At 64.1% G+C, this 12884-nt stretch carries 11 protein-coding genes; 7 read left to right on the top strand and 4 right to left on the bottom strand.

Annotation, left to right across the window (positions count from 1 at the left end):
• Positions 1-1057 (bottom strand): OprO/OprP family phosphate-selective porin (locus AC1DMG_RS14415; protein ID WP_477180678.1); only part of this gene is annotated, 1057 nt, incomplete at its 3' end.
• A gap of 226 nt (positions 1058-1283) precedes the next feature.
• On the opposite strand from AC1DMG_RS14415, the gene fabV reads away from it, so the two are divergent.
• Both fabV and AC1DMG_RS14405 read left to right on the top strand, forming a co-directional pair.
• Positions 1284-2489, top strand: coding sequence for an enoyl-ACP reductase FabV (gene fabV, locus AC1DMG_RS14410; protein WP_441602360.1), 1206 nt, complete (start codon positions 1284-1286; stop codon positions 2487-2489).
• 90 nt (positions 2490-2579) lie between these two features.
• Positions 2580-3998, top strand: a complete 1419-nt coding sequence (locus tag AC1DMG_RS14405; RefSeq protein WP_477177573.1) for a cryptochrome/photolyase family protein — start codon at positions 2580-2582, stop codon at positions 3996-3998.
• A gap of 57 nt (positions 3999-4055) precedes the next feature.
• On the opposite strand, the gene AC1DMG_RS14400 is transcribed toward AC1DMG_RS14405, so the two are convergent.
• Both AC1DMG_RS14400 and AC1DMG_RS14395 read right to left on the bottom strand, forming a co-directional pair.
• The gene (locus tag AC1DMG_RS14400) at positions 4056-5291 is read right to left on the bottom strand and encodes a cation:proton antiporter (RefSeq protein ID WP_477177574.1); all 1236 of its coding nucleotides are present in this window, start codon (positions 5289-5291) and stop codon (positions 4056-4058) included.
• A gap of 62 nt (positions 5292-5353) precedes the next feature.
• Positions 5354-6829 (bottom strand): MFS transporter, encoded by a 1476-nt coding sequence (locus AC1DMG_RS14395; RefSeq protein ID WP_477177575.1) that lies wholly within the window; start codon positions 6827-6829, stop codon positions 5354-5356.
• A gap of 247 nt (positions 6830-7076) precedes the next feature.
• Between AC1DMG_RS14395 and rnk the strand changes: the two genes are divergently transcribed.
• From rnk to gloA2, 4 genes are all read left to right on the top strand, one after another.
• Complete coding sequence (gene rnk / locus AC1DMG_RS14390) at positions 7077-7487, top strand: nucleoside diphosphate kinase regulator (RefSeq protein WP_441602356.1); 411 nt, start codon at positions 7077-7079, stop codon at positions 7485-7487.
• 101 nt (positions 7488-7588) lie between these two features.
• On the top strand, positions 7589-9979 hold the full coding sequence (ligA, locus tag AC1DMG_RS14385) for an NAD-dependent DNA ligase LigA (RefSeq protein WP_477177576.1): 2391 nt from the start codon (positions 7589-7591) through the stop codon (positions 9977-9979).
• Complete coding sequence (gene epmA / locus AC1DMG_RS14380) at positions 9976-10932, top strand: EF-P lysine aminoacylase EpmA (protein WP_441602354.1); 957 nt, start codon at positions 9976-9978, stop codon at positions 10930-10932. The genes ligA and epmA overlap by 4 nt, the downstream gene beginning before the upstream one ends.
• Before the next feature lie 4 nt (positions 10933-10936).
• Positions 10937-11332 carry an SMU1112c/YaeR family gloxylase I-like metalloprotein gene (gene gloA2 / locus AC1DMG_RS14375; RefSeq protein ID WP_477177577.1) on the top strand — a complete coding sequence of 132 codons (396 nt, stop codon included), beginning with the start codon at positions 10937-10939 and terminating at the stop codon, positions 11330-11332.
• Positions 11333-11409: 77 nt separating this feature from the next.
• Here gloA2 and aqpZ read toward each other — a convergent pair whose 3' ends face one another.
• Positions 11410-12111 carry an aquaporin Z gene (aqpZ, locus tag AC1DMG_RS14370; RefSeq protein WP_441602352.1) on the bottom strand — a complete coding sequence of 234 codons (702 nt, stop codon included), beginning with the start codon at positions 12109-12111 and terminating at the stop codon, positions 11410-11412.
• A gap of 239 nt (positions 12112-12350) precedes the next feature.
• Between aqpZ and AC1DMG_RS14365 the strand changes: the two genes are divergently transcribed.
• On the top strand, positions 12351-12884 hold a 534-nt coding region (locus AC1DMG_RS14365; protein WP_477180677.1), incomplete at its 3' end, for an MFS transporter.

The raw sequence follows: 12884 nt of genomic DNA, 5'->3' as shown, positions 1-12884 counted from the left end.
GTCCGAAGGTGGCGTTGCCTTCGCGGTAGTCGCGGCTTTCTCCGGTGATCATCCAGCTGGCATAGGCGTACCAGCCGCGGAAGCGCAGGGCAGGCAGACCGTCGCTGCGTTGCAGATGCGCCTCCATATATTCGGCCTGCCAGGAGAACGGCCCGTTGACGTGCGCCGCTTCGAGGCCGTAGCGCTGCACCTTGTTCGAGCCGGTGATATCGCCGGTGTTGAGGAAATAGCCGTCCGAGGACAGTGCCACCTCCGAGGCCGACTTGAACTGCTGGTCGTTGTCGGGGCCGGCGCGACGCGTCGAATAATCGATGGCCAGGTGATACGAGCCGCGCGCAGTATTCAGCAGATAAGCCAGGCGACCGGTGAGAGCCACGCCGCGCTGGGTACGGCCTTCGTCCTTGGTGCCGGCGGTATAGAAGCCGTAACTCCATATCCAGGGGCCGTGGAAATCGCTGGAGGTGACGCCCACGCTGCGACTCGGTGCGAGCGCATTGGTGGTGGCGCGCTCGAGAAAAGTCGTGTTGCGAAAACTGCCGAACTGCTCAAGGCCGAACGGTTCCTGCTGGTTGCCCATGGTGACCACGCCGAAATACTTGGTCTGCTTGCGAACGTAAACATCCTTGAATTCCAGATGGCCGTCCACGATCTGCGCGTCGGCATAGAACAGCCAGTCGAAGCGCAGATTGTGAGTGAGGCTGATGTCGGCGCGCCGTATCGAAAATTGCGTATTGCCCAGGCCTTGATGGTTGTAGTCGGCGGCATCGACCATCACGTAGCCGTGGATCTGGTTGTGGATCACCGGCGTGTCGATGCCGCCTTCGAAGGGACGCATCAGCGACAACTCGCGCAAGTGCTCCAGTGCAGCGCTGTCATTGCTGGCCGTCGACGTCCCGGAGGCAGGCGCGGCGGGCAAGGCTTCTTCAGAAGCGCTGGTCGAGGCGGCCGATGGTTTTGACGGCTGATGGACGCATCCCGCTGCCGTCGCGCAGGCAAGGCCAAGGCTCAACCATGTCGGGGCATGGCCAGCCAGCGTCTTGCGCGCGATATCCGCCATGCCCGCTCACCCCCGTCCCTTGCCGCTGTTGACCTCTGGCGGCCAGCCATCCTTGCGCTGGCCCGGGCTATTCATAGTGCCGCGATGGTGAAGCTTTGGTCTGTGGGAGCTGCAGGAAGCGAGCGTCCGCAATCCTGCCGTGGCGGGGCAGGGCTTCCCTACGGAGGCGCATGGCCCGCCGTGCGGGTTAATATGGCGGTTTGCAACGCCTCCCAGGAGTCCTCGAGTGATCATCAACCCCAAGGTGCGTGGTTTTATCTGCGTGACGGCCCATCCGGTCGGTTGCGAGCACAACGTGATCGATCAGATCAACATCACCAAGGCGCAGGGCGACCTGGGCGAGGGTCCCAAGCGCGTGCTGGTGATCGGTGCTTCCACCGGCTACGGCCTGGCCTCGCGCATCACCGCGGCCTTCGGTTACGGCGCGGCCACCCTCGGCGTGTTCTTCGAGAAGCCCAGCAGCGAGACCAAGACGGGCACCGCGGGCTGGTACAACTCCGCGGCGTTCGACAAGCTCGCCAAGGAAGCCGGCCTGTTCAGCCGCTCGATCAACGGCGATGCGTTCGCCAACGAGACGCGCGAGCGCGCCATCGAGATCATCAAAAACGAGATGGGCGGCAAGATCGACCTCGTCGTCTATTCGCTGGCCTCGCCGGTGCGCAAGCTGCCGGACACCGGTGAAGTGGTGCGCTCGTCGCTCAAGACCATCGGCGAGACCTTCACCGCCAACTCGATCGACACCAACCGCGACACCGTGGTGCAGGCGTCGGTGGAGCCGGCGACCGAGCAGGAAATCAAGGACACCGTCACCGTGATGGGTGGCGAGGACTGGAAGCTGTGGATCGATGCGTTGAGCAAGGCTGGCGTGCTCGCCGATCATGCCAAGACCGTGGCCTATAGCTATATCGGCACCGAGATCACCTGGCCGATGTACTGGCACGGCACGCTCGGCCAGGCCAAGCAGCATCTGGACAACACCGCCAAGCAGCTCGTCGCCGAGCACAAGGCCGAGCATCTGGATGCCTACGTGGGCGTGATGAAGTCGGTGGTGACCCAGGCGAGCGCGGCGATCCCGGTGCTGCCGCTGTATATCGCCATTTCCTTCCGCGTGATGAAGGAGCTGGGCATCCACGAAGGCACCATCGAGCAGATCAACCGCATGTTCCGCGACCGCCTGTACCGCAAGGATCATGGCGCGACCGAAACCGACAGCGACGGCCGCCTGCGTCTGGACGACTGGGAGCTGCGCGACGATGTGCAGCAGGCATGCAAGGCGCTGTGGTCGACGGTGAACACCGAAAACCTCAACCAGCTCACCGACTACGCCGGTTACAAGAGCGACTTCCTGCGCCTGTTCGGCTTTGGCCGCAGCGACATCCATTACGAAGAAGACGTGAACCCGGATCGCCGCTTCGACGTGATCGAACTCTGATCGACCCCACCGGATGCCGCCATCGCGCGGCATCCGGTACCGTCCAAAGACGAGGCATACAACCGCTCAGGCGCTCACTAAGCTGTCGGCATGAGCACCGCCATCGTCTGGTTTCGCCGCGACCTACGCCTCGCCGATCATCCCGCACTCAGTGCCGCCGCGCAGGCGCACGAACACATCCTCCCGCTTTACATTCATGCGCCGCATGAAGAGGGCGCGTGGGCTCCCGGCGCCGCGAGCCGCTGGTGGCTGCATCATTCCCTTGCGCGACTCGATGCCCAGCTGCGCGAGCATGGCAATGCACTGCATCTTGCGCAGGGCAATAGCCTTGAGGTGATGCGTGATCTGATCGACCGCACGGGCGCTACGGCGGTGTATTGGAGTCGTGTCTACGAACCGGCTTCCATCGCGCGAGACAGTGAGCTCAAGACCGCCTTGCGCGAGCAAGGCATCGAAGTGCACAGCTTCAATGCGTCGCTGTGGTGCGAGCCCTGGCGGATCGAGACGAAACAGCAGGGCCCGTATCGCGTGTTCACGCCGTTCTGGCGCAGCCTGCGCCCGCAACTGGACGTAACGCAGCCCTTGGCTGTGCCGGCGTCGCTGCCGGCGACCCACATCGATGGCAGCGTGCCGCTGGAAGCGCTCGGACTATGGCCGCGCATCCCCTGGGATGGCGGCCTCAAAGAAACCTGGCAACCAGGCGAGCAGGGGGCRCAGGAGTGGCTGGATATCTTCATGGATGATGCCGTGAGCGATTACCAGCGTGCCCGTGACCTGCCGGCGCGACACGGCACCTCGCGACTCTCGCCGCATCTGCACTTTGGCGAGATCTCGCCGCGGCAGATCCATCGCCAGCTGGTCGATCGCGCGGCTGCCACCGATGCGCGTCGACGTCCGGACATTGAGCCTTATCTGCGCGAACTGGGTTGGCGCGAGTTTGCGCATCATCTCCTGTATCACTTTCCCAAGACGCTTACGGCGAACTTCAACGAGCAGTTCGACCGGTTTCCATGGGCGAGCGAAGACGCCACGGCGATCGAGCGATGGCAACGCGGCCTTACCGGCATCCCCCTAGTGGATGCCGGTATGCGCGAGCTCTGGCACACCGGCTGGATGCACAACCGCGTACGCATGATCGTGGCCAGCTTTCTGTGCAAGAACCTCAGGCAGCATTGGCATCACGGCGCGCGCTGGTTCTGGGACACGCTGGTGGATGCTGATCTGGCGAACAATACGATGGGCTGGCAGTGGGTGGCTGGCAGCGGCGCTGATGCGGCCCCATATTTCCGCGTATTCAATCCGGTGACGCAGGCGCACAAGTTCGATCCGGAGGGTCAGTATCTGCGACGCTGGTTGCCTGAGTTGGCGGAGGTGCCGTTGAAGCAGTTGCATGAACCGTGGACGGATCCGGCCCTGCTGAAACGCACCGGATATCCCGCGCCTATGGTGGACTTGGGCGAGAGTCGCGAAGCTGCCTTGATGGCTTATCGCACCATGCGCGCGAGCTGAGGATCCGCTGCACCGTCCCCCTGTGGGAGCGCACCCTGTGCGCGACAGGCCTCCACTTCAACGCTCCGTCGGGTCGTCGCGCACAGGGTGCGCTCCCACAGATGTCGGTTGAACGGATGTGGGTCCACTCCATTTGCGCAACAGCCACGCCAACACCGGCGGCGTCACCATCGCCGTCAACAACGACATCGCCACGATGATCGCGTAGATGCGATCGGTGAACACACCCGCTGCCAAGCCAAGGCTGGCAATCACCACGCCCACCTCACCACGCGGCACCATGCCGAATCCGACGACGGTGGCACTACGCGCTCCCAGCGACAGCGATCCAAGAAAGCCGCCGATCAACTTCGATGCAATGGCGATCAGGGTGACCACCAGCAACATGGTCGCCGCCTCGAGGTTCATCAGCTGGTGCAGGTCGATCTTGCTGCCGGTGATGACGAAGAAGAACGGCGTGAGCAGGGCGAGGAGAGGTTGGGTCTGCTTCTCGAGCGTGTGCTGCTGGCGCGTCTCCGAGGCGATCATGCCGGCCAGGAACGCACCAATGATGGCGGCCAGGCCGAACAGCGTCGACACGTAGGCCAGGCCAAGGCAAAGCGCCAGCACGATGGCCAGCGCCGAGTGAGGACTCTGCGGCTTGTCCAGCCAGCTGGAATTCCAGCGCATCACGCGCGCACCGCCGATACCGATGATGGCGATGAAGCCGATCGCGCCGGCCAGCACGGCGAGCAAGTGCACCACATCGATGCCTTCGCCGCCTTGCACCGAAACCACCACGCCAAGCAGCAGCATGGCCAGGATGTCGTCGATCACCGCCGCACCCAGGATCACCTTGCTCTCGATGCGCTGGAGCGCGCCCAGCTCCTGCAGCACGCGCGCGGTGATGCCGGCGGAGGTGGCGACAAAGGCCGCCGCGATAAACAGCGAGCGACTCCAGTCGAAGCCATTGCCGTGCGCCCAGGCACCGCCCAGTGCGAACGGCACGAGCACGCCGAGCACGCCGACGATGAAGGCGACCTTGCCGACTTTCTTCAAGTCTTCAAGCCGTGTTTCCAGTCCCACGGAGAACAGCAGCAAGACCACGCCGATCTCCGCCAGCACATCCAGCGGCGTACCAGGCGCCACCTGGTCGGGCGTGATCCAGCCCAGCAGGGAAGGGCCGATGATGCAGCCGGCGGCGATCTCGCCCACCACGCCGGGCAGCTTCAGCCGCTGCGCGATCTCGCCGCCAAGCTGGGCGGCGATGAAGACGATGAAGAGGGTAAGCAGGATATCGCTGGCGTGATGCATGCGTAAGTACACGGCGGCAGTCGAATGCCACGCATGCTACATGCTCGGCACGAAACCTGCGCTCAGTCGGACGCGTGCGTCGAGCGCGGCGAGGCGTCGCTCTTCAGTCGGCTGAATACCCAGCTGGCCGTGGCGGTCACGACGGCCAGCAACAACACCGTCCACCGAAACGCAGGGATGTAGTCTTCGTGGGCATGGCCTTGCAGCAAGGCCTCCATCAGCAGCGAGGCCAGCGCAATGCCGAAGCTCATCGACAGATACTGCGCCGTCGACGCCATCGACGAGGCCTGGGCGGCAAACTTCACGTCCAGGTCGTTGTAGATAAGGGTATTCATGGCCGTGTACTGCAAGCCCATGAAACCGCCATAGACATAGACCATCAGCGCGATCACCCACATCGGCGAGCTCTTGCCGAGCAGCGCGAACGACGCCAGCATCACCGCCACGATCAGCGTATTGGCAAACAGCAACTTTTGATATCCGAACTGCTGCAACAGCCGGTTGATGCCCCACTTGGCGGTGATCGAGCCCAGCGCCTGCGGCACCATCATCAGGCCGGCCATCAAGGGCGACCAGCCGCAGCCCACCTGCAGGAACAACACCAGCAGCAGGAACATGCCCGATACGCCCAGGCGCGTGAACAGGTTGCCGGCCAGCGACACCCATACGCTGCGTACCCGCAGCAGGCTCAGATCCGCCACGGGGTGATCATTGCGGCGGCTGTGCCACACATAGGTCACGCCGAACACGACGGCGAGCACGCCGAAGCTGGCGATGCGCAGCGATTGTCCGCCGCCGCCGCTGGCAACTTCGGACGCGGTCAGCAACATGGCCGACGCGGCAGCGAACAGCAGAAAGCCCAGCAGATCGAAGGGGTGCACATCGTCCAGCCGGTAATCGGGCATGTCGCGGCGATTCATCCACATGCCGATCATGCCCACCGGGACATTGATCAGGAAGATCAGTCGCCACGAGGTATATTGCGCCAGTGCGCCGCCCAGCAGCGGTCCGAGCACCGAGCCGAGCAGGCCCACCGTGGCGACCGTACTCATGGCTCGCACGAAATCGCGTTTGTCGACGCTGCGCACGAGGACGTAGCGGCCCACCGGCATCAGCGCCGCGCCGCCCAGGCCCTGCAGCACTCGCGCGGCGACCAGCTGCGGCAGGCTCTGCGCGATGCCGCACAACAGCGAGCCGACGGTGAAGGTGGCGATGGCGAGCGCAAAGATGCGCCGCGTGCCGAAGCGGTCGCACAACCATGGGCTGGCGGGAATAAAGATCGCCAGCGTCAGCACGTAACTGGTGAGCGCGGTGCGCATGCCCAGCGGCGTGACGTTCAAGGCCTCGGCCATCGCCGGCACGGCCGTGTTGACGATGGTGGAGTCCAGCGCCTGCATGAAGAAGGCGGCAGCCACCAGCCAGATCAATCCGCGATAGCGATCGCGCGAGGACTCCGGTGGCGGAGCAGGAGCCGGCGCTTCCTCGCCTGGCGGCGGCACGGGAAGGTTGGTTTGGGTGGCGGCCAAATTCTCGGACATGTCTCATTATGATAGCTGCTATGGCAGCTTGCTTTTGCGGGTCGCTGCGTCCAAAGTCGGCTGCGTTTCATCTTTGGGGTGCGCGTGTGCGCACCGCGTCAACTCGCAACAGCGAAGCAGCCCGACGAGCAACGGTGAACGGCAAACCACGATGAATCGATCGCGCCGGGGCGGCAGCGTCCCGGCGCGTCTCTTTTTGCGATAGCTGGCGGATCGTCGCAGGCGCATCCGCACGACAGGAGTCCCTATGAGCAGCAAGCCACCGATTGTCATTTCCACACGCGACCTGGATCGCCTTGAAGCCATGCTCGAGCGCATGCCACCGGTGCAGGCCGGGCAATACCAGGCGCTGCGCGGCGAGCTCGATCGTGCCGACGTGGTGGAGTCTTCGGCGATACCGCCGGACGTGGTCACCATGAACTCCGTGGTCACCTTCAAGGACGACGATGGCGGCGACGAGTTGACTGTCACCCTGGTGTATCCCGCCGGCGCCGGGGTGCCGGGCACGGTGTCGATCCTGGCGCCCGTGGGCAGTGCGTTGCTCGGCCTGAAGGTGGGCCAGCATATCGAATGGCCCACGCCGGACGGCCACCGCCGTGAGCTGCGCGTGCTGGACATCGAATATCAACCTGAAGCGTCGGGCGATCTGCATCGCTGACGCCCTTATGCACGCCTTCTTCACGACTGCCGCGGGATTTACAGGCAATCGGGCCGAAGCGAGTCGAGCTTAGGTAAACTTCCGCTCATGAGGACACCCGCATGAGCCAGAGTCAGGCCACCGATTGGCGCGCCCAGGCCGCCGAACTGCGCGACAAGATTGAACGCGCGAACCATCGCTACCACGTACTCGACGACCCCGAGATCACGGACGCCGAGTACGACCGCGCCATGCGCGCGCTGGAAGCGCTCGAACAGGCACACCCGGAGCTGGCCACGCCCGACTCGCCCACGCGGCGAGTCGGTGCGCGTGCCCAAGGCGGCTTCGCCGAAGTGCGTCACGTGATACCGATGCTGTCGTTGAACAACGCCTTCGAACTGGACGGCGAGGGCGATCGCGAACGCTTCCGCGAGATTGCCGAGTTCGAGCGCCGCATCGAGCAGACCCTGGACCGTCGCAACCCTGAGTTTTCGGTCGAGCCCAAACTCGATGGCCTGGCGATCAGCCTGCGCTACGAAAACGGCGTGTTCGTGCAGGGCGCGACGCGCGGCGATGGCGAGACCGGTGAGGACGTCACCGCCAACTTGCGCACCGTACGTGCGATTCCGCTGCGCCTGCGCGGCGAAGGCTGGCCGCGCGTGCTGGAAGTGCGCGGCGAAGTGATCATGCTGCACAAGGATTTCGAAGCCTTCAATGCACGCGCCCGCGAGCATGGCGAGAAGACCCTGGCCAATCCGCGCAATGGCGCGGCAGGCTCGCTGCGCCAGCTCGATCCGGCCATCACGGCGCGCCGCAAGCTGAGCTTCTTTGCTTACGCGGTGGGCGACGTGCGGGGCGGCGAGCTGCCGGCCACGCATTCCAAGACCTTGGCCAAGCTGCGCGACTGGGGTTTTCCGGTGTCGCCCGAAGTGGGCAGCGCCAAGGGTTTCGATGGTCTGATCGCCTACTACCGGCGCATCGGCGCCAAGCGCGACAAGCTTCCCTACGATATCGACGGCGTGGTGTACAAGCTGGACGACTACGCGGGCCAGCGTGAAATGGGCTTCGTGTCCCGCGCGCCGCGTTGGGCGGTGGCGCACAAGTTCCCGGCGCAGGAGCAGACCACCACGGTCGAAGCGATCGAGATCAATATCGGCCGCACCGGCGCGGCCACGCCGCTGGCCCGCCTTAAACCGGTGCAGGTGGGCGGCGTTACGGTCAGCAATGCCACCTTGCACAACGCCGACCAGGTGGCACGCCTGGATGTGCGCGTTGGTGACACGGTGATCGTACGGCGCGCCGGCGACGTGATTCCCGAAGTCGTGCGCGTGATGCCCGAACTGCGTCCGCCGCATACGCATCCCTGGCATATGCCCACGCATTGCCCAGTGTGCAACTCGGCCTTGGTACGCGAAGAAGGCGAAGCCGCCTGGCGCTGCTCGGGCGGCCTGATCTGCGCGGCGCAACGCAAGGAAGCGCTGATTCATTTCGCCGCGCGGCGCGCCATGGACATCGACGGCCTGGGCGAGCGCTTCGTGGAAGCACTGGTGGATTTCGGCTATGTGCATACGCCCGCCGATCTCTACTCGCTGACGCTGGACGATTTCCTGGAGATGAAGCGGCGTGCCGATGAGAGCGATGGCTCCACACCGGAAACCGTCAAGCAGGGCAAGGTGGCCACCAAGTGGGCCGAGAACCTGATCGAGGCGATCGAGGCCAGCAAGCACACCAGCCTGCCTCGCTTCCTGTTTGCGCTGGGCATCATGCATATCGGCGAAAGCACGGCGAAGACGCTGGCGGCGTGGCTGGGCAGCCTGGCGGTGATCCGTCGCATGCCGGCGGCGGTGCTGCGGGTGTTGCCGGACATCGGCGATGAAGTCGCGCGTTCCATCGCCGCGTTCTTCGCGCAGGACGGCAATCAGGAAGTGGTCGATGCCTTGCTCGCTTCGGGCATCGTGTTTTCCGATGAAACCCATCCTTCGCCCAAGCTGCACCAGCGCCTGGATCTGGCATTGCTGCTGGATATGGCGGGCGTGAGCAAGCTCGGTCCCAAGAGCACCAAGCTGCTGGCCGAACGGTTTACCTCACTGGACAAGCTGGTTGCGGCCGGACCTGCGCATTGGGTGACGGCCGGTTTGCCTTCGGCGGCATTGACCAATCTCGAAGCTTTTCTTGCCGACAAGGCGAAGCTGCAGCAGCTGCGCGAAGCGGACGCGGCCATGTGGGAGTTGCTCAATGCCATTCCCAAGAGCACCAAGGCCGCCACCGCGCCGCTGGAAGGCCAGACCATCGTGCTCACCGGCACGCTGTCGTCGCTGAGTCGCGACGCCGCCAAGGAGCGGCTGGAGGCGTTGGGCGCCAAGGTTGCCGGTTCGGTGTCCAAGAAGACCAGCTTCGTGGTGGCGGGCGAGGCGGCCGGTTCCAAGCTCGACAAGGCGCAGGAACTGGGCGTGGAAGTGTGGGACGAGGCGCGCCTGCTCGAGCTGCTCGCCACCCACGAGGGTGGCGCATGAACCTGCACATGGCAGGGCGCCTGCATCTGCGCGCACGGCTATACGCGCTGATCCGGGCGTTCTTCGCCGAACGCAATGTGCTGGAAGTGGAAACGCCAATCCTGTCGGCAGCCGGCAACACCGATCCGAACATCGAGAGTTTCAGCGCTCGTTTCAGTGGCCATGTCGATGCCGGTGCACGCGAACGCTGGATGCGCACCTCGCCGGAATATCCGTTGAAGCGCTTGCTGGCCGCCGGTGTTGGCGACTGCTACGAGATGGGCCGCGTGTTTCGCAACGGTGAGGCCGGCGGTCGCCACAACCCCGAGTTCACCATGCTCGAGTGGTATCGCGTGGGCTGGGATCATCGGCAGCTGATGGAAGAAACCATCGCGCTCGTCGAGGCTGCACTGGCGATGATGGGATCGCGCGCGGAAATATGCATCGAAGGCTACCGGCAGCTCTTCATCGACGAGCTTGGCATCGATCCGGCGCACGCGCCGATCGAGCAGCTGCAGTTGGCGCTTGAGGAATTCAACATCCATCCGGACGGGCTGACGCGCGACGACTGGCTTGATCTGCTCATCACCCATCGCCTGCAGCCCTCGTTTCCGCGCAACCGCATCACCGTGATCCATGACTATCCCGCCTCGCAGTGCGCGCTCGCGAAAGTGCGGCCGGGCGATCCTCCGCTGGCCGAGCGCTTTGAGCTTTTTCTGGGGCGCTATGAGCTGGCCAATGGCTATCACGAGCTCAACGACGCGGCCGAACAACGTCGGCGTTTCGAGCGCGACAACGCGGTACGTCAATCGCGCGGCCAACCGGCCATTCCGATGGACGAGAACCTGCTGGACACGTTGGACGCGATGCCCGATTGCGCCGGCGTGGCCATGGGTATCGAGCGTCTCCTGATGTGCCTGGTGGGCACGGACGCGATCGCCGACGTGCTCACTTTTCCCTTTGCAGAGGCCTGAAGGCATGGCGTCGAGTTTGCTGCCCGCCATCCATCATGTGGCGTTGATTTGTTCGGACTATGCGCGGTCGAAAGCGTTCTACACCCAGACGCTGGGTTTTCGCGTCATTCGCGAGGTGTACCGCGCTGGGCGCAACTCGTGGAAACTGGATCTGGAAGTCTCGCCGGGCGTCAGCCTCGAGCTGTTTTCGTTTCCGTCGCCACCGCCGCGGCCATCACGGCCCGAGGCACAAGGATTGCGCCATCTCGCGTTTGCCGTGCCAGACGTGGACGCGGTGATCGCCACGCTGGAGCAGCGCGGTGTGGCCTGCGAACCCGTGCGCGTGGATGAATTCACCGATCGCCGCTTCACTTTCTTCGCCGACCCCGACGGTCTTCCGATCGAGTTGTACGAAGCCTGAGGCGTCGACGTACCCATAAAAAAATCCAGCGGCTCGAATAAGCCGCTGGATTTCGAGGTGGAGCAATGGTCAGGCGCTTAGTCGTGCCAGTCCAGCAGGTGGCGATAGATCAGGCCGCCCACGATGCCGCCGATCAGCGGAACCACCCAGAACATCCACAGCTGCCCCATGGCCCAGCTGCCCTGGAATACCGCAACCGCGGTGCTGCGCGCCGGATTGACCGAGGTGTTGGTAATCGGGATGGAGATCAGGTGGATCAGCGTGAGCGCGAGGCCGATGGCCAGCGGCGCAAAGCCAGTCGGCGCCAGTTTGTGCGTGGTGCCGTTGATCACGATCAGGAAGAACGCGGTCAGCACGAACTCCGCAACCATGCAGGCCACCAACGAATACTGCCCCGGCGAATGCTCGCCGTAGCCGTTGGAGGCAAAGCCGCCTGCCACCGGATCAAACACCGGCCTGCCGCTGGCGATCAGGTAGATGGTGGCGCCGGCAGCCACGCCGCCCACCACTTGTGCGATCCAGTAAGGGATCACGTCCTTGGCCGGGAAACGGCCGCTGGCCCACATGCCTGCAGTTACTGCGGGATTGAAGTGCGCACCGGAAATATGACCCACCGCATACGCCATGGTCACCACGGTGAGGCCGAAGGCGAGGGCGACGCCTGCAAATCCAATGCCCAACTCAGGGAAGGTTGCCGCGAAGACTGCGCTGCCGCAGCCGCCAAAGACCAGCCAGAACGTGCCAAAAAACTCTGCTCCCAAACGCTTGCCCATATTCACGGGGACTCTCCTTGCCAGATTTTCAGGGAATGGCTCGAGCGCATCCATGCGTGACTTCCACAACGATCCCGATTTGAAACAGGCTCTTAGTGCATGGCTCGAGTACGCGTAGGCTAACAAAATTGGCCATAGGAGTAGTCCACGTCCCGGTCCAGATCGGTGAAGGCTTACATACCGAAGAGGCTTTTCCTTTGTGTATGCTGCCCCGTCGCTTTCGCCTGGTACTGCAGGAWCCTTCGATGACGCAAGCATTTCCGACCACGCCAACCTTGGCAGCCCCCGTCCGCCGCATGGGCGCGCGTGACATCCAGACCCTGCTGCTCGCCTCGCTGGGCGGCGCGCTGGAGTTTTACGATTTCGTGGTGTTCGTGTTTTTTGCACTGCCGCTGAGCCACCTGTTTTTTCCGCCGGACATGCCGCAGTGGCTGGCCCAGTTGCAGACTTACGCGATCTTCGCCGCGGGCTATCTGGCCCGACCGCTGGGCGGCATCGTGATGGCTCACTTCGGCGACCGGCAGGGTCGCAAGCGCATGTTCACGCTGAGCGTTTTCCTGATGGCGCTGCCGACGCTGGCGATTGGCGCGCTGCCGGTCTATGCCTCGGTGGGGCTGCTGGCGCCGCTGCTGTTGCTGTGCCTGCGCGTGATGCAAGGCGTGGCGATTGGTGGCGAAGTGCCGGGCGCCTGGGTGTTCGTGGCCGAGCACGCGCCGCGCGGGCGGGTCGGTTTTGCCTGTGCATGCCTCACCTCCGGCCTCACCGCGGGCATCCTGATC

Source organism: Dyella sp. 01N36, from assembly GCF_056399745.1.
This window is presented reverse-complemented; position numbering and strand designations above follow the sequence as displayed.

Excerpts from the sequence above, each read along its gene's own strand:
- AC1DMG_RS14400 (WP_477177574.1), bottom strand. The coding sequence starts at position 5,291 with ATGCATCACGCCAGCGATATCCTGCTTACCCTCTTCATCGTCTTCATC.
- AC1DMG_RS14395 (WP_477177575.1), bottom strand. The coding sequence starts at position 6,829 with ATGTCCGAGAATTTGGCCGCCACCCAAACCAACCTTCCCGTGCCGCCG.
- rnk (WP_441602356.1), top strand. The coding sequence starts at position 7,077 with ATGAGCAGCAAGCCACCGATTGTCATTTCCACACGCGACCTGGATCGC.
- ligA (WP_477177576.1), top strand. The coding sequence starts at position 7,589 with ATGAGCCAGAGTCAGGCCACCGATTGGCGCGCCCAGGCCGCCGAACTG.
- epmA (WP_441602354.1), top strand. The coding sequence starts at position 9,976 with ATGAACCTGCACATGGCAGGGCGCCTGCATCTGCGCGCACGGCTATAC.
- gloA2 (WP_477177577.1), top strand. The coding sequence starts at position 10,937 with ATGGCGTCGAGTTTGCTGCCCGCCATCCATCATGTGGCGTTGATTTGT.